We start from the raw sequence: 18936 nt of genomic DNA, 5'->3' as shown, positions 1-18936 counted from the left end.
GTTCAGGCGTAGGCCGTCCGGAACCTGTCCCGATAGGCTTTCGGGCTGATGCCCAGGTGGCTCACGAAGACCCGTCGCAGCGTTTCGATGCTGCCGAAGCCCGCCATGCCCGCGGTCTCGGTGACGGACCGGCCGGATTCTAGTGCGTTGCGGGCGAAGTCGATTCGAACCAATTCGACGTAGCGTGCCGGACTCATCCCGAGCTCGGATTGAAACAGGCGGGTCAGCTGGCGGGTGCTCAGGGATGCAAGGGCGGCAAGGGATTTCACGCTGTGGTTCGCGGCCGGATCGGCCGCGACGGCATCGATCACCGCGCGCAGCGGCGACTGCGGCGGCGGATCGGCCTCCACCAGCACCGAGAATTGTGATTGGCCACCGGCGCGTTTGAGGTAGACGACCAGCCACCGGGCCACGTCGCGGACCAGCTCGGTCCCGTGATCCATTTCGACCAACGCCAGCGCCAGATCGATGCCCGACGAAATCCCGGCCGAGGTGAACACATCGCCGTCGCGCACGAAGATCGCGTCCGGCTCGACGGTGACGTCCCGAAAGGCCCGGGCCAACAACCGGGCATCGTGCCAGTGCGTGGTGGCGCGACGCCCGTTGAGCAGGCCCGCCTGCGCGAGGATGAACGACCCCGTGCAAATGGACGCCATCCGCCGGGTCCGGGCCGATAAAGATCTGATCGCCTCGATGAGCTCGGGGTCGATCGCCCGCCGGGGCAGGTTGTCGCTGCCGGCGACCAGGACGGTGTCGGCCGACTCGATCGACGAAAGGGCGTCCGTGACGCCCAACCGCGTGCCTATCGAGGTCGTGACGTCGCGCCCATCCACCGACGCGATCTTGAGCCGATAGTCGGCGCCGAACCGGTTGGCCTCGGCGAAGACCTCACCCGCGCCGGCGACGTCCAACATCGTCACGTCGTCGAAGACGACGATCACCACCACCCGCGAACCCGCTGCAGTCACGCAAGCCATTGTGTCGCTTTCTGTGGAGAGGACGGCCCAAACGCCCACGGTCGGGAAGACCGTGCCGCCGCAGACTAACTATCACGCGCACCCGAAGGAGAGGAGATCATGACCAGGTTGATCGACAGCATTGCCGGCATCCAAATCCCGGATTCGCCGCTGGTGCGCGAGGCCACCGACTTCATTCGCCACGCTGAGGATGACCTGCTGTTCAACCATTCGCGGCGGGTATTCCTCTTCGGCGCACTGCAGGGCCTGCGCCGCGGACTGCAACCGGACCTGGAGCTGCTCTACGTCGCAGCGATGTTTCACGACCTCGGCCTCACCGAGCGCTACCGCAGCTCCACCGTTCGCTTCGAGGTCGACGGCGCCAACGCTGCGCGGGACTTCCTGGTTGCCCATGGCGTCGACAAAGCCGACATCGGCAAGGTGTGGCTCGGCATCGCCCTGCACACCACGCCCGGCGTGCCCGAGTTTCTGGCTCCCGAAGTCGCCCTGCTGCAGGCCGGCGTGGAAGTCGACGTGGTCGGCGTCGGGCGCGAGCAGTTGTCGCCCGACGCGCTGGCCGCGGTGACGGCCGCTCACCCGCGCCCACGGTTCAAACAGCGCATCCTGGCGGCGTTCAACGACGGCATGAAGCATCGACCGGAAAGCACCTTCGGAACGATGAACGACGACGTGCTGGCGCACTTCGATCCCGCCTTCAGGCGCGTCGACTTCGTCGACAACATCCTCAACAACAGCTGGCCCGAATAGCGGAAGGGAGCGGACAAATGGATATTCATGAAGCGCTGTACACCACCCGGATGATGCGGCGGTTGCGGCCGGACCCGATACCGCTGGACGTGCAGGCCCGCATCCTCGATGCGGCCGTGCGCGCCCCCAACGGGGGCAACACCCAGCGCTGGCACTTCCTGGCTGTCGACGATCCGGAACTCAAGCGCGAGTTCGCCCAGCTGTTCCGCGAGGCTCGCGAACTCGAGTACGAGAAGTTCGTGACGGGAACGGGACCGATGGTGGCGCCGGGGCCCGGCGCCGACCCGGACGCTCACGCCGAGACAATGCGCCGCATCAAAGGCTCGGGCGATTACCTGGCCGACCATTTCGAAGAAGTTCCCTTGCTGCTCTTCGTCTTCGCGATCGACGACCTCGGCGGCGCCAACATCTACCCGGCGATCTGGAGCATCTTGCTTGCCGCCCGTGCCGAGGGCGTCGGCGGCGTCATGACGATGGTGCTCCACAATTTCGAGGACCGGGTGAATGAGTTGCTGGGCGTGCCCGTCGAGGAAGGCTGGAAGATGTCGGCCATGCTGACACTCGGCTACCCGCGGGGCAAATGGGGTGTGGCGGCCAATCGGCGTCCCGTGCACGAGGTTTCATCCCGAAACAGCTGGGGCAAGCCGTTCGGTATCGAAGTGCCGCAGCCTCTGTGGCCGCCTCGAAGCGAGATGAGTACGCGGGCCGAATAGCGGCCTAAGCCTTGCGGCGCAACGGTATTCGGAGGAGGGTGGATCAGATGAGCGAGCCGAACGAAATCGGGGTCACCGTGGTGCGGCCGGGGGAGGGCGAGCACGTCACCCTTCCGGGGTTCGGCGCGGTGTTCAAGTTGTCGGGCAAGACCAATGGGGGCGAGGTGTCCATCGTCGAGCATCCGTTCGAGGTCGGCTTGCTCACCGCGGCCCATCGCCACACACGCGAGGATGAGCATTCGATCGTGCTGGCGGGCGAGATCGGCTTCCGTTCGGACGACAGCGAAGTGGTCCTGGGCCCGGGTGGCTACATCACCAAGCCGCGGGGGCAGATGCATGCCATGTGGAACGCGGGCAGCGAGCCGGGGCGCATCGTCGAGATCATCACGCCCGGCGGATTCGAGAACTACTTTCGCGAGCTCGGTGAGTTGCTTGTCGACCACGCGAACGGCTCGGGCGGCACGTCGCTTCACGAGCTGCCTGAGTTCGCGGAACTGGCTGAGAAGTACGGGCTGACCTACGGCGACCCGGAATGGATGGACGACATCGCCCGCCGCTACGGGCTCAACCCGCCGTCGCACTGACCCGCGATTTGGAGGCCTCGCCGGGCGTTCGGTAACCTGGCATTTACCGACGCGGGGTGGAGCAGCTCGGTAGCTCGCTGGGCTCATAACCCAGAGGTCGCAGGTTCGAATCCTGTCCCCGCTACTAACGAAATGGCCCCCGGACTCTCCTCCGGGGGCCGTTTTCATGGTCAGGACTTTCGTTACCGCCATCAAGACCTCACGGCCTGACGAGAGCTATGAGGGCTCGTCTTCCGCAGGGGAGTCGTCGTCTTTGGCCAGGTGGCGAAGGACTCGTTCGTTGAGGGCGGCGAGCATGTCGAGCTCGGCCGGGGTGAGCAGGTCGACGAAGTTCCGGCGGACGTCCGCGACGTGCTTGGGCGCCGCTTTCTCGATCGCCGCGCGGCCCGCCGGTAGCAGGCAGACCATGGTGCTGCGAGCGTCGTCGGGGTTGGGCTCGCGGCTGATCAGCCCGTCCTGCTGCATGCGTCGCACCTGGTGGGAGACACGGCTCTTCTCCCAGCCCAGCGCGTTGCACAGCTCGTGAGCGGGTAGGCGGTCCCCGTCGTGTTCGGAGAGCACCGCCAGGATCTGGTAGTCGGCGCCGGACAGGCCCGATTCCTGCAGGCCGCGGTTCAGGTGCACGCTGAGTTGATGATTCGCGTGCTGGAAGGCCCGCCAGGCGCGGTCTTCAGCAGGGTTCAGCCAGTTCGGTTCCATCGCAGTTGATACTACCGCCGTTTGGTTGACGCGTCATCAAAATCCCCGTAAGGTGGACGAGTCAACCTTTTCGAGCGTTAATCCGAAGACGGGATACCTCATGAGTAACATCAGCATCATCGGCACCGGGAACATGGCTCGCGCGATCGGCACGCTGGCGGTAGCCGGCGGCAACACCGTCGAGGTCATCGGCCGCGATCAGGCCAAGGCCGCTGGCCTGGCCAAGGATCTAGGCGGCGGCGCCACGACGGGAGAGTTCGGCGCCGCACCGGCCGGTGACATCGTCATCGTTTCCGTGTTGTACGCCAACGTCGTTCCAGTCGTGGCTCAGTACGGAGACGCCTTGGCGGGCAAGATCATCGTCGACATCAGCAATCCCTTCAATTCCGCGGCCGACGGGCTGGCCATCCCCGAGGAGACCTCGGTCGCACAGGAGGTTGCCAAGGTGGCCCCGGCCAGCGCCAGCGTGGTGAAGGCGTTCAACACCATCTTCGGTGTTGTCCTGGCTCAGGGCCGGCCGCTTGACGTCTTCATCGCTGGCGACGACGCGCGCGCCAAGGCGCGCCTGGCGGAGTTCATCGCGAGCATCAAGCTGCGTCCGCTGGACGTCGGTGGCCTGAACATGGCGCACTGGCTGGAAGCAACGGGCCTGGTCGTGATGGGTCTCGCCCGGCACGGGGTGGGCAACTTCGACTTCGCCCTGGGCGTGAGCCCAGCCGCCTGACCGGCGCTGCCGTCGAATAGGGGCGACCTGTGCCCAAACAATGGTTGATGGATCACCGAAAGGATTTGCGATGAAGCTTGGCTTCGCACTGCCCATCGTCGGGCCCGCTATCAGCAGCGCCGCCGGTCTGAGCGCGTTCTGCCGCGGACTCGAGGACCTTGGCTACGACACGCTGTGGGTCGGCGATCGCCTGGTCACGCCGGTCGAGATGCATAGCACCTATCCGGGCAAAGAGCAGCCGTACCCGCCGCAGATGACCCGTTACCTCGACCCCGTGCTGCTGTGGACGGTCGCCGCGACGGCAACCAGCCGGGTGCGGCTGAACGCCAGCACGCTCAGCACGTTCTACTACGAGCCGCCGCACCTGGCCCGGCTGCTCACCACGCTCGACGTGCTCAGCGAGGGACGCCTTGACGTAGGCGTGGGAATCGGATGGATGAAGGACGAACACGACATCGCCCGCGGCGCGGACTGGCACCGACGCGGGAAGATGCTCGATGACCTGCTGGCGTTCCTGCACGAGTGGTGGACGACCACCCCGGTGTCCTGGGAGAGCGAGTTCTTCTCGCTGCCGCCGGTCCATGCCGACCTGCGCCCGGTCCAGGCCGGCGGCCCGCCCATCTGGATCGGCGGCGCCAGCGAGGCCGCAATGCGCCGGGTCGGCCGCAGCGGCGCCGGCTGGCTCGGGGTCGAAGGGCTGCAGGGCGAGGTCACCGACCACTTGTGGTCGATTGCGCGCCGTGCGGCGCAGGACGCCGGCCGCGATCCTGACGCGCTGAAGACGGCCATGCGGATCAACCTCGAACCGGGCACGTCCATTGACTCGGTTGCCGACAGGCTGGACCGCCTCGCGGGGTCCGGTGCTGATGAGGCGATCGTGGACGCCTTCGCAGTGTTCCCCACCCTTGACGAGATGCTTGACTTCGCCGGCCAGGTGATCGATCGATGGAGTGCGGCAGGCCGGTCTACGTCACTTCCGGCCGGGAAGTCTCATCACCGTCCGCACGATCGGCAATAGCGACTTCTGCCACAGCGTCGACGGAATGCCAAGGGGCGGATCGAGATTGAACACGCGGGCGGTCGCGATCGTCTGCGACTCGGTGTACTTCAGCAGGCCTTCGGGCCCGTGCCGGCGGCCAACGCCGGAGATTCCCATGCCGCCCATCGGGGCGCTGAGGCTGCCCCACGCGAACGCGTAGCCCTCGTCGACGTTCACCGTGCCCGACCGCAGCCGGGCCGCGATCTTCTGACCCTCCGCGGGGGAGCCGGCCCACACGCTGGCGTTGAGTCCGTACTCGGTGTCGTTGGCTTTCTCGACCGCTTCGTCCACGTCGGCGACGGGGTAGATGGAAACAACCGGCCCGAACGTCTCGTTGGCCGCGCACTCCATCTCGGGCGTGACGTCGGTCAGGACCGTGGGCTCGTAGAACAGCGGCCCGACGTCGGGTCGGGCTTTGGCGCCCGCAATCACCTTGGCGCCCTTGGCTGTTGCGTCGTTGACGTGGTCGGTGACCGTTTCCAGCTGACCCGCGGAGATCAAACTGCCCATGTCGACCGAGAAGTCGTATGCGGTGCCCAGCTTCATATTGCGCACCGCGGCACCGAACTTGCCGATGAACTCGTCGGCGATGTCCTTCTCGACGTAGATCCGCTCAATGGAGATGCAGAGCTGGCCCGCGTTCGAAAAGCATGCGCGGGTGGCGGCTTTGGCGGCCTTGTCGAGGTTGGCTCCCCGCGCGACGATCATCGCGTTCTTGCCCCCGAGTTCGGCCGAGAAACCGATGAGCCGACGGCCCGCGTGCTCGGCGAGCCGGCTGCCGGTTGCCGACGAGCCCGTGAACATCAGGTAGTCGCAGTTGTCGGTGATTGCGGTGCCGACAACCGAGCCGGGGCCAGGCACGACAGCGTATAGGGCGCGCGGCAGGCCGGCCTTGTACAACAGCTCGGCACACGCGAGTGCGCAATACGGTGTTTGGCTGTCCGGCTTGAGAACCACCGCGTTGCCGGCGATGAGCGCGGGAACCGAGTCCGAGGCCGTGAGCGTCATGGGGTAGTTCCACGGCGAGATCACGCCGACGACGCCCTTGGGCTGATAGCCGACCGTGGTCTTACCGATCCCCGGGAGCAGCGCCTGCACCTTGCGCGGCTTGAGCAGGTCCGCGGCGACGCGGACGTAGTAGTTCGCGTTCGCCATCAGGTCGACGATCTCCTCCTGCGCCGCCCATCGGGCCTTGCCCGCCTCGGCTTGCAGCAAGTCCATCAAGAACGCGCGGTTCTCGATGACCAGGTCGCGATAGCGGCGGATTACCTCAACGCGCTCGGTGACGGGGCGTTTCGCCCAGTCGACCTGCGCGGCGCGAGCTTCGGCGAATGCCGCTTCGACGTCTTCGGCCGTGCCGACCGGGATTGTGGTCAGCGGTTTGCCGGTGAACACCTCTTCGATGGTTTTGGTCTCGCGTGCGGTGATGTCTTTGATCGCCGCCAGCTGACGCAAGCGATCGAAGGCCTCGGCGGACGGTGCGGGCATAACGTTCTCCTCCCAAAGCAAGACCTCACCAGACTATTCCGCCCGCAACGCCAGGTCGCCGGTCGTCAGGAAGACTCGTCCTCAGGATCGGCGTCGTCGGTCCCGTCGTTGCCGTCCGCGGGCGAATCGACGTCCGCGGCTTGTGGGGGTTGTTTGTCGCCTTCGGGCGGCGGTTGTTCAGCGGTGGTCATTGGGTCTCCATCCAGACAGTGTGTTCGCGTATTCAGCTACCCCCGGTTCGCGCGCGGAAAACCGAACCGCTAACACGGTTGTCGCCAAACCGTTTTCGACCCACACCCGCGGAATCGGGAATACCCCGGCGCCGCTGGCGCGTTGTGGCCGCCATGCATCCATTCACCGAAGCCCAACGTCAGGAGTTCCTCGCAGGGAAGCATGTGGGTGTGTTGTCCGTCGATGCCGCCGACGGCCGGCCGCCCGCCAGCGTCCCGATCTGGTACGACTACACCCCTGGCGGAGACATCCGGTTCAACACCGGCCCGGGGACCCGCAAGGCCAAGCTCATCGAGCGGGCCGGTGCGGTGACGTTGGTCGTCCAGCGCGAGGAGCCGCCATATCAATACGTGGTCGTCGAGGGCACCGTCGTCGACAACACCTCGCCGGCCCCGCTCGAGGCACGGGAGGCCATCGCAATCCGTTATCTCGGCGAGGAGGGTGGGCGCCAGTTCGTCCGGAGCATGGAGGCTCAGGACAGCGTGTTGTTCACCATCCGCCCCGACCGTTGGCTCACCGCTGATTTCTCCGACGAGCTCTGAGCGGCCGGACACCGGTCGGTCCCGTAGCAAACAGGCGATGAAGCCGAAAGGCGACTAAATCGCCGCCCTGAGTTAATGCAAATGCCGTGCGGCTTTCAAACCTTTCAAACATGGGCGCACCCCCAATCGCGGTTTAATCCGCCACGGGGCGGGTATCACCCTGAAACTCCCCATCAGAAAGGGCCAAACATGTTGCACTCGGTGATCTCGGCGAGTTCGGACCCGGTTGCCGCGGGGATGATTCTCCGGGGAATCAAGGGAATATTCGTCGCCATCGGCAGTATCATCGCGGCCTTCGTCTGCGCGATCATCGCGGCAACCAAGGGCCGCAACCCTTTGGGTTGGGGAATACTCGGACTGTTCTTCTCGATCCTGACGTTAATCGTCGTCATCGTCATTCCCAGCAAGAAATGACGGCCTTGGCCACAATTGGCGACAGGTCCCCGGGTTAGGAGTCTGGCGCACCCCGTCAGCAAATTCTCGCTGGCGCCCTGACTACTCGACGGGCTGTTCGTCGGGGTCCACGCGCGACTGCGCGGTCATCAACAAATGGTCGAACTCCGTTTGAGAGGTCAGGGTGGGACCGATGGCACGGAAGTCCTCGGTAATCCGTTCGGCCAGCAGGCGAAGCTTGATGTTGGTTTCCTGCGACAGCCACTTCAGCAGGTCGAACGCGGCGTCGTCGCCGATGCCATAGATCAGCATCAGCATGCCCTTGGCCTGCTCGATGCCGGCACGGTGCTCGGTGATCGCGGCCAGCTTCGCCGTGACAATCTCCTCGCGCTCCCGGTCGGACACCGGGGAGACGTCGACGTAGAACCCGTGGGTCCCGATCACGTTGCCTTGGTCGTCGTAGAGCTGGTCGCCGACCACGACCACGTAGCGCACATTTCCGCTGGTGTCGATGATGCGATGACGGGTACTGAATGCCTTGTGCGTGTCGAGGATCTGGTCGATGGTGGCCGCCACCTGTCCCCGGTCGTCGGGGTGTTTGTGGGACAGCACCAGCTCGGTGGTCGGGGTGACGGTCCCAGGCTCGTAGCCGTGCATGCGCTGCACCTGGTCGGACCATTCCCACCGTTGATCGGCGAAATAGAACCGAAACCAGCCCGCGCGTTGCGGCGAGCCGCCGGCCAAGGCTTGTTCGACGTCGGCCGATTCGCCGTCCAGGTTCCAATTCATCGTGGATGCGTCCCCTCGGTGCAGTTCGCTCTGGCAAAACCGACCGCCGCTATGTGCGCATCAGCGACCCCGCACGAAGGGGTAGGTGCGTGACATCGCGCAGTGGCGTCGTGGAAGCGGCGCTGGCTGTTGAACGCCGAGGACAGGCTGGCTATCTTGCCACACTACCGCTGGCCCAACGCGCTATCAGCGGTGGTGTGCTGGCGGCGGCGGCCGCGGCCGCCGACGGGGTTCGTCGGGCGTGCCGGTCGGGCCGCCGCGCGCCCATCGATGATTAGGCGTCAATCACCTCCCGCTTTGCCCCGCTTTCATTGATCGCCTTGTGTCCGTTGCCGTGCGCGACGGAAATCTTGCGCGGCTTGGCCTTTTCGGCGACGGGGATGCGCAGGCTCAGGACGCCTTCGCTGTAGGACGCCTCGATCCGGTCGGTGTCGAGGTTTTCCCCGAGGACGAGCTGGCGGCTGAACACCCCGCGGGATCGCTCGGCGGCCAACATTTCGCGGTTGGGGTCGACGCCCGGCCGCTCGGCACGCACGGTCACCACGTTGCGCTCGATGTCGATGTCCAGCGAGTCGGGGTTGATGCCGGGCATGTCGAACTCGACGACGAATTCCTCGCCCTCACGCCAGGCATCCATCGGCATCACCGCAGGCCGTGCTGCCGTGCCTAGTACTTGCTGAGCGAAGCGGTCCAGGTCGCGGAACGGGTCGGTACGCATCAGCATGGCGGTCACCTCTCACTCCAATCTGTTGTGAAGCGGCTATTACCTATGTCTAATGACATAGATTTGGTATAGCACTATCGACACATCACCGCAAGTGTGGTACACAGGTTTTCTATCCAAGATGGTTAAGGAGTTGACCGATGGCCGACACGCCTGGTGACACCGGTGGGCCGGCATCCGATCACGGCGTGTACGGCATTTCCGTGGCCGCCGAACTTTCCGGCATCCCGGTACAGTCGCTGCGCCTGTACGAGCGTCACGGCCTGCTGAGCCCGGCGCGAAGCAACGGCGGCACCAGGCGCTACAGCGCCGACGACCTGGCGCGGCTACAGCGCATCAGCGAGCTGGTTGCCTCGGGAGTCAACCTGGCCGGCATCGCGCGCATCCTTAGCCTGGAAGACGACAACGCCGCCCTCTCCGCGGCCAACACGGATCTGCGTTCCACCAATCGCAGCCTGCGCGGCGCGGCGAAGAGATCGAAAGACAACGCGACCTAGGCCGCGACCACCCGGAACTGTTCTGCCTTCGCATCCACGGGGTCGGGCAGCGTCATGCCCGCTTCGACGCCCGACCGCAGATAGTCGATCACGGCGTCATTGAGACGTTCACCGGGCACCACCGCAGGGATGCCGGGCGGATACGGGGTGATCAGCTCGGCCGCAACGCGGCCGGCGGCCTTGGCGGCGGGCACCATCTCGGTCGCCCCGAAAAACGCGTCCCGAGGCAGGCGGACGGTCTGAAGTTCCAGCTCCCTCGGCGCGGGCAGCTTGATTGACGGCGGCCGGTCGAAGTCCTCGGCAGCCTTGCGCCACTTGTGCATTGCGTCCACCAGGCGGTCCGCGGTTTGCTTGTCGTCGGCGAACGACATCGTCGCCAAAAGCCGACGGTGATCGCTGAGACCGAGATCGAGATCGCAGTGCTCGCGCAGCCAGTCCGCCGCTTGATATCCCGACGTTCCGGTCGCGGAGAGGTCCATCAAAACCTGGGTGATGTCCAGATCGCTCGACGCCTCCTTGCCCAGCAGCTCATCCTCGAGGACCACGACGTCCGGAATCTCGTCCAGGCGTGCCCGCAGGTAGCGGGCAAGATCGAGTTCGGCACCGAGCAGATCATGGCCACGCTCGACCATCTGCCGTCGCCAACCGTCGAGCGCGGTGTAGATGAGCACGTTCGGGCTGGTGGTCATCAGCAGATCGGCACACTTCGAAAGACGCTGCGGGTCAACCAGATTGCCCTGCAGATGGAACACGGATCCTTGCTCGAACCCCGCGCCCATCTTGTGGACGCTGACAACGCAGACGTCGGCGTCCGCATCCATCGCCCACGTCGGCAGGTCCTCGTGGAACGGAAGGTGCGCTCCCCAGGCCTCGTCGACTATCAGCGGCTTGCCGCGCTTGTGGCAGATGTCGGCGATGGCTCCAATGTCGGCACACGTGCCATACGGGCTCGGACTGACAATGAGGGCTCCCGCCGCGTCGGGATATTTGTCCCACGCGGCCCGCACCTGCTCCGGCGAGGGCGGATGAGAAAAGTGCCGTTCGGTGTCCCACTGCGGGGTGATCCACCTGGGCCGGACGCCGGAGAAGATCAAGCCGCCCACGATCGACTTGTGGCAGTCGCGGGTGACGAGCAGCCCGCCATCCGCCCCGCCGGCCACGGCCATCGTCGCGGCCCGCACCGACATCGAGCTGCCGCAGGTGGAGAAGAAAGCCGCCTCCGCACCGACGGCGTCGGCCATCAAATCCTCCGCCCTGGCGAGAAATTTGCCGCGGGACATCCGATCGTCGAGGCCGTTGGTGGCGAGCACGTCGTTGCGAAATGGGTCCTTGCCCATGACCGCTAGGACGCGCTCATCGACCCCGGCGCCTTGACGATGACCCGGCGGGGTGAAGCCGTAGCGGTTGCTGCGATGGTGCTCGGCCAGCGCGTCCAACAGTGGTGCTTGCGACTGATCCATGGCGGATCGGGTACCCGGCGGGTGAGGGCGCCAATCGGCGCTCGCGCTCACTAACCGGGAAGGGGAGGCGCAACTGCTATCCGACGACTTTCCCCCGCACGTATTGCGGCAGTACGCGTTGCTCGCGGACGGCGAACGCGGAGTCGTCGTCGGGCCGCGCGGTGACTATTGCTGGATGTGCTTGCCGTGCTGGCACGACGGTGCGGTGTTCAATTCGTTGCTCGGCGGCGGCGGCGTGTATGCCGTCGCTCCCGATCTGTCGCGATTCGTCTGGGGCGGCTATTACGAACCGCGGTCGTTGATCTGGCGTTCACGATGGGTCACCACGGACGGGATCGTCGAGTGCCGCGAGGCGCTGGCGCTACCCACCGACGCGCACACCGCGGTGTTGCTGCGCCGCATCCACGTCATCGACGGCCCTGCGCGAATGCGCATCGCGCTCGACATCCGTGCCGACTTCGGCGCGCAGGCAATATCGGACGTCTCCTGCCATGAAACCGACGGGGGCCGCGTGTGGACCGGGAGGTCGGGACCCCACCGATTCCGTTGGGCGGGAGGCGAAAACGCCAAACTCGCCGAGGACGGTTCGCTGTACGCGGTGCTGGACGTCGCCGCGGGATGCGACCACGACCTGGTTCTCGAGCTTTCCGACCACGAACTGGATGCGGAACCGACACGGGCGCAGGACGCCTGGCGAGCCACCGAACACGCGTGGGCGCAAGCGGTTCCGGCGATCACCGACACCCTGGCCGATCGCGACAGCGAGGTCGCGTACGCGGTGCTGCGCGGTTTGACGAGCGGCGGCGGCGGGATGGTCGCCGCGGCGACCACATCGTTGCCGGAACGCGCCGAACAGGGGCGCAACTACGACTACCGGTACTGCTGGATCCGCGACCAGTGCTACGCGGGGCAGGCAATGGCCGCCGCCGGGGGCTACCCATTGCTCGACGACGCCGTTCGCTTCGTCAGCGAGCGCGTCCTCGCGGACGGTCCAGGGCTGCGGCCGGCCTATGCGGTCGACGGCAGTCCGCCGCCGCGCGAACGCGACCTCGACCTGCCGGGCTATCCCGGCGCAGTGGTGAAGACCGGCAACCGGGTCGCGGATCAATTCCAGCTCGATGCCCACGGCGAGGCCCTGCTCCTCTTTGCCGCAGCGGCCCGGCTCGACCGCCTCGACAGCCTGCACTGGGAGGCGGTCCACACGGTGGTGCGCACCATCGAACAGCGTTGGCGCGAACCCGACGCCGGGATCTGGGAATTGGACGACCGGCGCTGGGCCCATTCCCGCCTGACGTGCGCGGCGGCGCTGCGCAGCATCGGGTCGGTGGCGCCCGCGCGGCTGGGTGCCGAATGGCAGCACCTGGCCGATCAATTGATCGCCGACGCCGACTCGGATTGCCTGCATCCGTCCGGGAGATGGCAACGGGCACCGGGGGATTCGCGGATCGACGCGGCGCTGGTGCTGCCCGCGATTCGGGGCGCGATACCGGCGAATGACCCGCGCAGCGTCGCCACCCTCGAAGCGGTGCGTTGCGAGTTGGCCCAGCAGGGCTTCGTGTACCGGTTCCGTCCGGACGATGGGGCGCTGGGGGACGACGAAGGTGCCTTCCTTCTGTGCGGGTTCCTGATGGCGTTGGCAGATCACCAGCAAGGCAACGATCTGCGGGCGGTTCGATGGTTCGAACGCAGCCGGACGGCCTGCGGCCCGCCCGGGTTGTTCGCCGAGGAATTCGACGTCGAACAGCGTCAGCTGCGCGGAAACCTACCGCAGGCCTTCGTCCATGCGTTGCTGTTCGAAACCGCGCATCGCCTTGCGGGTCGAGGGCTCGGCGAAGACGGTTCGTGAAGCCAGCATCGGGTATCCGGCGTGCTGGAGCCGATCCGAGCGGCCCTAAAGGAGTTGCAATGAGAGAAGTCACGCAGGCGGGGGCCGAGGACGTGGCCGACGCCGCACGGCGCGAAGCCGCCGCCTACCGCGGCGACAATCCGCGTCCGCTGGCGGGGTACCTGGCCGTTTTGGGTATCTACGGCGCGGTGGTCGCCGTCGCGGCGGTACTCGCGGCACTCACCGGGCGCACGTTGCCGGCGCGCTGGCGCGTGCAGGACCTGGTCACGGTGACGCTGGGCACCCACAAGCTGTCCCGGACCTTGTCCAAGGACGCCGTGACGAGCCCGCTGCGGGCGCCGTTTACTCGCTACACCGGCACCGCCGGCCCGGCGGAGGTCAAAGAGGAAGTCCGGAAGGACAGCCAATTGCGGCACAGCCTGGGAGAGCTGTTGACCTGCCCGTTCTGCCTGGACATGTGGGTCGTCACCGCGTTTGCCATCGGATTGATCTTCGCGCCCAGGTTCACTCGCCTGATCGCCGGCAGCTTCTCCGCGCTGGCCGGAGCCGACTTTCTGCAGCTTGCCTACGCGCGGGCGCAACAATCGGCGGAAGGCTAGTCGGCACAACGCATTTCGATCCCGGCATTTCGACCTGCGTGCCGAGCGGAGTCACTCCTGAGCGGTCACTCCTGAACGTCGAAGAACGATTCGCCGTCCTGGTCGTCGCGCGCGTCATCCGATGTTTCTGCGGCGAGCTTCTCGTCGAGGGACTCGTTGTCGTCCGCCTTGACCCACGTGTCGGGCGGATCAACCACCGTGTCACCGTCGTCGTTGCGTACCTCGTCGGAGTCGAGGCTCTCGGACTGCTCCAGCATGTCGTCGTCGAAGTCGTTTCCCACGATTCCCGGTTGCCCGGCGCCGCGCGAGTTAAACGGGCCGAGTTAAGCGAGTCAGCCCGTCTTGGGCATCGGGATGCCTTCGCTGGCCGCGAACTGCGCGTCCTGCAGGGAAGGCAATCCGAACGACACCACCGAGCGGTCGAACATCGTGTCGGTCAGGTACGCCAGCGACACCGCCCACCGGTTGAGCATCCGTGGGATCGCATACAGGTGGTATGCCCGCGTTACGGCTTTTGCGGGCAATCCCGACAGTTGCACGTTGAGCGGATTGGCCACGGCATACCGAGGCCCCAGGTCGACCACCAGACCCAGGTTGCCGTGCTTGTATTGCTTGCTCTTGCCGTAGCCGAGGCTGGCCGCCACGTTGCGGGCGAGCACCTTGCCCTGTCGGGTCGCGTGCTGTGCGGTGGGCGGCGTGATCTTGCCGGATTGCGTCAGGTCGGGAACCGCCGCGGCATCACCGGCCGCGAAGACGCCTTCGTGATCGGGCACCTGGAGGTCCGCCTGAACCTTGACCCGGCCCTTCTCCGTCGGCAATCCGAGCTCCTGGATCAGCGGCGCGCCGGTCACACCGGTCACCCACGCGATCGTGCGCGTGTCGATGCGCGAATCATCGCTGAGGACAACGTGGTCCGCGTGCGCTTCCTTGAGCGTCATGCCCAGCCGGACATCGATGCCGCGTTTGCGCAGCACCTTGAGGGCGGCGTCGCCGAGCCTCTTGCCGACCTCTGGCATCACCTGCTCGGCCGTATCGAGCAGCAGAAACTTCACCTCCGCGGCGTCAAAGCCCATCTGTTTGGCCGCCGCGTCGGCCAGGGCCCGCAGCTGCGCGACCAGTTCGGTGCCCGAATACGACGCGCCGACCACCACGACGGTGCGCCGCGCCGCCGCCACTTTCGGGTCGTCCTCGAGGCCGGCCAGCTCCAGCTGCTCGATGATGTGGTCCCGCAGATACAGGGCCTCGACCGTGGACTTCAATCCCAGCGCGTGTGTCTCGATTCCCGGCACATCGAACAAACGGGTGACCGACCCGGGGGTGAGCACCAGGCGGTCCCATGACATGCGGTGGGGGCGTTCCTCGGGATCGCGATAGGTCAGCGTCCGTTGCGTGAAGTCGACGCCATCCACCCGGCCGCGCACCGCATGGACGCCTTTGAGCGTGTTGGCCAGCGGCACCGCGACAAAGCGGGCGTCGACGACCCCGCCGGCGACATCGGGCAGCAGCGGCGTGTAGAGCATGTAGTCGACGGGCGAAATGATGGTGATGTCGATGGGCTCGCGCCGTCTTCGGAGGATCCGGGCGAGACGACGGGCGCAGGTGAATCCGGTGAAGCCGCTGCCGACGATCACGATTGAGGTCATCAACCCGAGTGTAGGGCGGGACGCTGGAAGGCGCGGTTGCTGGATCGAAATCCGTTGGCCGCCAACGTGTTACGTCGTTTATCGGTATCCCGGCCGCCGCGCCGCGCCCGGCAAGGCGAGGACCCTCTTGGGGCATTTCGTTTTTTGGATAGTGAGCTTCGTTTTGTGCGTAGCGGGCCCACCGGCCTGAGGCCATTATGACCTGGTGAGGCAGGCCGCGAGGGCACTCCCAAGGGGGTGACGACATGCCCGACAGCAACAACACGGTCGTCGCTCAATTAGCGGAATTAGTCGCCAGTCTTGATCGCCAGGGGACCGAGACCAGGGCCGGCCTGCGCGAACTCGTCGAGAGTGGCACCGAGCACGTGCCGGGGTCTGAATACGCAGGGATCACGCTGGCCGAGCGGGGCCACGCGATCAGCAGCGTGGTCGCCACCCATCGCTACGCGGTGGACTTGGACGAGATCCAGAACCAGTACGGCGAAGGGCCATGTGTCGCGGCCGCTTGGCAGCACCACGTCATGCACGTCGAAGATCTAGCCGTCGACCGGCGTTGGCCGCGCTATCAGGAGTATGCGCTCGCGAACACGCCGATCCGGTCGATCCTGTCGTTCGAACTGTTCGATGCGCACGACACCACGGCGGCGCTGAATTTCTTTGCCCGCCATCCGCACGCGTTCACCGACGAATCGATCGAACTCGGCAGCATTTTCGCCACGCACGTTGCATTGGGGTGGTCGATGATGCGGCGCCACGATCAGTTCCGCAGCGCCCTGGCGTCGCGCGACATCATCGGTCAAGCCAAGGGGGTCATCATGGAACGCTTCAACCTGGATGCCGTGGAAGCTTTCGATCTGCTGGCCCGGCTCTCGCAGCAATCCAACACGAAGCTGTTCGACGTCGCCAGGGCACTGATCGAGAACGAACATCCGATCAAGCGGCACCATCACTGACTGCACTGCACTCCGCAAAATCGCTGTCTGCCAACCTGTTTCGTGGAGTGGTTTGACCACGTCGCCGCTCGGGTATCACGTGCGCCATGACCGCCGCACCCGCCGCTCCCACGCCCACCGGTGAATTGTGGCCGGGGAAGGCGTATCCGCTGGGGGCCACGTACGACGGAGCCGGGGCCAACTTCGCGGTGTTCAGCGAGGTGGCCGAGCGGGTCGAGTTGTGTCTGTTCGACGACGGGCGAGCCGAGACACGGATCACGCTGCCCGAGGTCGACTCGTTCGTCTGGCATGGCTACGTGCCGGGCATGGAGCCCGGCCAGCGCTACGGCTATCGCGTGCACGGTCCGTACCAGCCGGAAGCGGGACTGCGGTGCAATGCGAACAAGCTACTGCTGGACCCGTATTCGAAGGCCATCGACGGCAGCTTCGACTGGAACCAGTCGCTGTTCGGCTACAACTTCGGTGACCCCGACAGCCGCAACGACGCCGACTCCGCCTCCGGCATGCCCAAATCGGTGGTGATCAACCCTTTCTTCGACTGGGGCTATGACCGCCCGCCGAATCACGAGTACGCCGACACCGTCATCTACGAGGCACACGTCAAGGGTCTGAGCCAGACGCATCCGGACATCCCCGAACAGATCCGCGGGACCTACGCAGCGGTGGCATATCCCGTGATCATCGAGCACCTCAAGAGCATCGGTGTCACCGCGATCGAGCTGATGCCGGTGCACCACTTCGCCAACGACTCCACCCTGATCGAGAAGGGCCTCAACAATTACTGGGGCTACAACACGATCGGCTTCTTCGCGCCGGACACGAAGTATTCCAGCGCCACCTCGCCGGGCGGACAGGTGCAGGAATTCAAGGCGATGGTCCGCGATCTGCACGAGGCGGGAATCGAGGTCATCCTCGACGTGGTCTACAACCACACCGCGGAGGGCAACCACCTGGGCCCGACCCTGTCGATGCGCGGGGTCGACAACCCCGCGTACTACCGCCTGGTCGACGACGACAAGCGGTACTACATGGACTACACCGGCACCGGCAACAGCCTCAACGTCGGGCATCCGCACTCGCTTCAGCTGATCATGGATTCCCTGCGCTACTGGGTGACCGAGATGCATGTCGACGGTTTCCGGTTCGACCTTGCCGCGACGCTGGCCCGGGAGTTCTATGACGTCGACCGGCTGGCGGCGTTTTTTGAACTCGTGCAACAGGATCCGACCGTCAGCCAGGTCAAGCTCATCGCCGAACCTTGGGATGTCGGTCCGGGCGGCTACCAGGTGGGCAACTTCCCGCCGCAGTGGACGGAGTGGAACGGCAAGTACCGCGACACCGTCCGCGACTTCTGGCGCGGCGAGCCCGCCACGCTCGACGAATTCGCCTACCGCCTGTCCGGGTCGGCAGACCTCTACGAGCACACCGGGCGCAGGCCGGTCGCGTCGATCAACTTCGTCACCGCGCATGACGGCTTCACGCTGCGCGACCTGGTCTCGTACAACGAGAAGCACAACGAGGGCAACGGCGAGGACAACCGCGACGGCGAAAGCCACAATCGGTCGTGGAACTGCGGTGCGGAGGGGCCCACCGACGACGGGCAAATCAACGAACTGCGTTCCCGTCAGCAGCGCAACTTCCTGACCACCCTGCTGCTGTCCCAGGGTGTGCCGATGATCTGCCATGGCGACGAGCTCGGTCGTACGCAACGTGGTAACAACAACGGCTACTGCCAAGACAACGAGCTGACCTGGATCGATTGGGCCGATGCCGACGCCGGCCTGCTGGAGTTCACCCGTGCCGTGTCGGCCGTGCGGGCGAAGCACCCGGTTTTCCGCAGGCGGCGGTTCTTTTCCGGCAAGCCGGTGGGCCGCCGTGGCCAGGACGGCCTGCCCGATATCGCCTGGTTCACCCCCGACGGCGCCGAGATGACCGAGGAGGACTGGGAGGCGAGCTTTGCCAAGTCCGTCGCGGTGTTCCTCAACGGCGACGGGATTCCCGACCGCGATACCCGTGGCCAGCGCGTGCTGGACGACTCGTTCTTCTTGTGTTTCAACGCCCACTTCGAACCGATCGAATTCACCCTTCCACCAAAGGAATTCGGCTGCACATGGCGCCTCGTGGTGTATACCGGACCCGAGGAGGAGACGCCCGCGGAGGAAGTCCCCGGGGGAGGCACGCTCACCGTGGACGCCCACACGGCCGTGGTGCTGCACGCGGAGCGGGAAGCCCCGGCGAGTTGAACGCACGCTGATACGCTGTGCGTGCACCGCGCCGCGTTACAGAAA

Annotated in this window: 22 protein-coding genes and 1 tRNA gene; 14 read left to right on the top strand and 9 right to left on the bottom strand. The window is 65.8% G+C overall.

From position 1 onward, the window contains the following. Nucleotides 1-2: 2 nt before the first annotated feature. Nucleotides 3-947 carry a GlxA family transcriptional regulator gene (locus ACQI5H_RS04960; protein ID WP_427078334.1) on the bottom strand — a complete coding sequence of 315 codons (945 nt, stop codon included), beginning with the start codon at nucleotides 945-947 and terminating at the stop codon, nucleotides 3-5. A gap of 129 nt (nucleotides 948-1076) precedes the next feature. Here ACQI5H_RS04960 and ACQI5H_RS04955 point away from each other — a divergent pair, with 129 nt between their 5' ends. The 4 genes from ACQI5H_RS04955 (at nucleotide 1077) to ACQI5H_RS04940 (ending at nucleotide 3145) form a co-directional block, all read left to right on the top strand. Beyond that, entirely contained in the window at nucleotides 1077-1724 is a 648-nt protein-coding gene (locus tag ACQI5H_RS04955) for an HD domain-containing protein (protein ID WP_427078273.1), read from the top strand. Nucleotides 1725-1741: 17 nt separating this feature from the next. After that, a complete protein-coding gene (locus ACQI5H_RS04950) occupies nucleotides 1742-2437 on the top strand; it encodes a nitroreductase family protein (protein WP_427078272.1) in 696 nt (231 codons plus the stop codon). 47 nt (nucleotides 2438-2484) lie between these two features. Next, nucleotides 2485-3021, top strand: a complete 537-nt coding sequence (locus tag ACQI5H_RS04945; RefSeq protein WP_427078271.1) for a cupin domain-containing protein — start codon at nucleotides 2485-2487, stop codon at nucleotides 3019-3021. A 50-nt stretch (nucleotides 3022-3071) separates the two neighbouring features. Next, nucleotides 3072-3145, top strand: a tRNA-Met gene (locus ACQI5H_RS04940). A 92-nt stretch (nucleotides 3146-3237) separates the two neighbouring features. Here ACQI5H_RS04940 and ACQI5H_RS04935 read toward each other — a convergent pair. After that, complete coding sequence (locus ACQI5H_RS04935; RefSeq protein WP_427078270.1) at nucleotides 3238-3720, bottom strand: MarR family winged helix-turn-helix transcriptional regulator; 483 nt, start codon at nucleotides 3718-3720, stop codon at nucleotides 3238-3240. A gap of 100 nt (nucleotides 3721-3820) precedes the next feature. Here ACQI5H_RS04935 and ACQI5H_RS04930 point away from each other — a divergent pair, with 100 nt between their 5' ends. Both ACQI5H_RS04930 and ACQI5H_RS04925 read left to right on the top strand, forming a co-directional pair. Next, a complete protein-coding gene (locus ACQI5H_RS04930) occupies nucleotides 3821-4444 on the top strand; it encodes an NADPH-dependent F420 reductase (protein ID WP_427078269.1) in 624 nt (207 codons plus the stop codon). A gap of 70 nt (nucleotides 4445-4514) precedes the next feature. Further along, nucleotides 4515-5462 carry a TIGR03619 family F420-dependent LLM class oxidoreductase gene (locus ACQI5H_RS04925; RefSeq protein ID WP_427078268.1) on the top strand — a complete coding sequence of 316 codons (948 nt, stop codon included), beginning with the start codon at nucleotides 4515-4517 and terminating at the stop codon, nucleotides 5460-5462. Here the strand turns inward: ACQI5H_RS04925 and ACQI5H_RS04920 are convergent. Together ACQI5H_RS04920 and ACQI5H_RS04915 are read right to left on the bottom strand one after the other, a co-directional pair. Beyond that, nucleotides 5415-6971 carry a succinic semialdehyde dehydrogenase gene (locus tag ACQI5H_RS04920; RefSeq protein ID WP_427078267.1) on the bottom strand — a complete coding sequence of 519 codons (1557 nt, stop codon included), beginning with the start codon at nucleotides 6969-6971 and terminating at the stop codon, nucleotides 5415-5417. The genes ACQI5H_RS04925 and ACQI5H_RS04920 overlap by 48 nt on opposite strands. 65 nt (nucleotides 6972-7036) lie before the next feature. Continuing rightward, a complete protein-coding gene (locus ACQI5H_RS04915; RefSeq protein ID WP_427078266.1) occupies nucleotides 7037-7162 on the bottom strand; it encodes a hypothetical protein in 126 nt (41 codons plus the stop codon). A gap of 153 nt (nucleotides 7163-7315) precedes the next feature. Between ACQI5H_RS04915 and ACQI5H_RS04910 the strand changes: the two genes are divergently transcribed. Both ACQI5H_RS04910 and ACQI5H_RS04905 read left to right on the top strand, forming a co-directional pair. Beyond that, nucleotides 7316-7744: a TIGR03618 family F420-dependent PPOX class oxidoreductase gene (locus tag ACQI5H_RS04910; protein ID WP_427078265.1), complete on the top strand. Its 429-nt coding sequence runs from the start codon at nucleotides 7316-7318 to the stop codon at nucleotides 7742-7744. Between the two features lie 189 nt (nucleotides 7745-7933). After that, nucleotides 7934-8158, top strand: coding sequence for a deoxyribodipyrimidine photolyase (locus ACQI5H_RS04905; protein WP_427078264.1), 225 nt, complete (start codon nucleotides 7934-7936; stop codon nucleotides 8156-8158). Nucleotides 8159-8239: 81 nt separating this feature from the next. Here the strand turns inward: ACQI5H_RS04905 and ACQI5H_RS04900 are convergent, their stop codons facing one another. Further along, a complete protein-coding gene (locus tag ACQI5H_RS04900; protein ID WP_427078263.1) occupies nucleotides 8240-8926 on the bottom strand; it encodes a PAS and ANTAR domain-containing protein in 687 nt (228 codons plus the stop codon). Nucleotides 8927-9015: 89 nt separating this feature from the next. On the opposite strand from ACQI5H_RS04900, the gene ACQI5H_RS04895 reads away from it, so the two are divergent. Further along, nucleotides 9016-9204, top strand: a complete 189-nt coding sequence (locus tag ACQI5H_RS04895; protein ID WP_427078262.1) for a hypothetical protein — start codon at nucleotides 9016-9018, stop codon at nucleotides 9202-9204. On the opposite strand, the gene ACQI5H_RS04890 is transcribed toward ACQI5H_RS04895, so the two are convergent. Then, on the bottom strand, nucleotides 9201-9650 hold the full coding sequence (locus ACQI5H_RS04890) for an Hsp20/alpha crystallin family protein (protein ID WP_427078261.1): 450 nt from the start codon (nucleotides 9648-9650) through the stop codon (nucleotides 9201-9203). The genes ACQI5H_RS04895 and ACQI5H_RS04890 overlap by 4 nt on opposite strands. Before the next feature lie 140 nt (nucleotides 9651-9790). Between ACQI5H_RS04890 and ACQI5H_RS04885 the strand changes: the two genes are divergently transcribed. Continuing rightward, nucleotides 9791-10147 carry a MerR family transcriptional regulator gene (locus ACQI5H_RS04885; protein ID WP_427078260.1) on the top strand — a complete coding sequence of 119 codons (357 nt, stop codon included), beginning with the start codon at nucleotides 9791-9793 and terminating at the stop codon, nucleotides 10145-10147. On the opposite strand, the gene ACQI5H_RS04880 is transcribed toward ACQI5H_RS04885, so the two are convergent. Beyond that, complete coding sequence (locus tag ACQI5H_RS04880; RefSeq protein ID WP_427078259.1) at nucleotides 10144-11607, bottom strand: aminotransferase class I/II-fold pyridoxal phosphate-dependent enzyme; 1464 nt, start codon at nucleotides 11605-11607, stop codon at nucleotides 10144-10146. The genes ACQI5H_RS04885 and ACQI5H_RS04880 overlap by 4 nt on opposite strands. 73 nt (nucleotides 11608-11680) lie before the next feature. On the opposite strand from ACQI5H_RS04880, the gene ACQI5H_RS04875 reads away from it, so the two are divergent. Beyond that, on the top strand, nucleotides 11681-13453 hold the full coding sequence (locus tag ACQI5H_RS04875; RefSeq protein ID WP_427078333.1) for a glycoside hydrolase family 15 protein: 1773 nt from the start codon (nucleotides 11681-11683) through the stop codon (nucleotides 13451-13453). A gap of 59 nt (nucleotides 13454-13512) precedes the next feature. Further along, the gene (locus tag ACQI5H_RS04870; RefSeq protein ID WP_427078258.1) at nucleotides 13513-14052 is read left to right on the top strand and encodes a DUF1360 domain-containing protein; all 540 of its coding nucleotides are present in this window, start codon (nucleotides 13513-13515) and stop codon (nucleotides 14050-14052) included. 65 nt (nucleotides 14053-14117) lie between these two features. Here ACQI5H_RS04870 and ACQI5H_RS04865 read toward each other — a convergent pair whose 3' ends face one another. Both ACQI5H_RS04865 and ACQI5H_RS04860 read right to left on the bottom strand, forming a co-directional pair. Next, on the bottom strand, nucleotides 14118-14333 hold the full coding sequence (locus ACQI5H_RS04865; protein ID WP_427078257.1) for a hypothetical protein: 216 nt from the start codon (nucleotides 14331-14333) through the stop codon (nucleotides 14118-14120). Between the two features lie 51 nt (nucleotides 14334-14384). After that, nucleotides 14385-15695, bottom strand: a complete 1311-nt coding sequence (locus ACQI5H_RS04860) for an NAD(P)/FAD-dependent oxidoreductase (RefSeq protein WP_427078256.1) — start codon at nucleotides 15693-15695, stop codon at nucleotides 14385-14387. 245 nt (nucleotides 15696-15940) lie between these two features. Between ACQI5H_RS04860 and ACQI5H_RS04855 the strand changes: the two genes are divergently transcribed. Further along, on the top strand, nucleotides 15941-16648 hold the full coding sequence (locus ACQI5H_RS04855) for a GAF and ANTAR domain-containing protein (RefSeq protein WP_427078255.1): 708 nt from the start codon (nucleotides 15941-15943) through the stop codon (nucleotides 16646-16648). An 86-nt stretch (nucleotides 16649-16734) separates the two neighbouring features. Then, a complete protein-coding gene (gene glgX, locus ACQI5H_RS04850) occupies nucleotides 16735-18891 on the top strand; it encodes a glycogen debranching protein GlgX (protein ID WP_427078254.1) in 2157 nt (718 codons plus the stop codon). Nucleotides 18892-18936 lie beyond the last annotated feature (45 nt).

Origin of the sequence: Mycobacterium heidelbergense, assembly GCF_050205645.1 — a bacterium.
Lineage (GTDB): Bacteria > Actinomycetota > Actinomycetes > Mycobacteriales > Mycobacteriaceae > Mycobacterium > Mycobacterium heidelbergense_A.
Note: the sequence above shows the minus strand (reverse complement) of the source record. Positions and strands in the feature narration are given on the sequence as shown.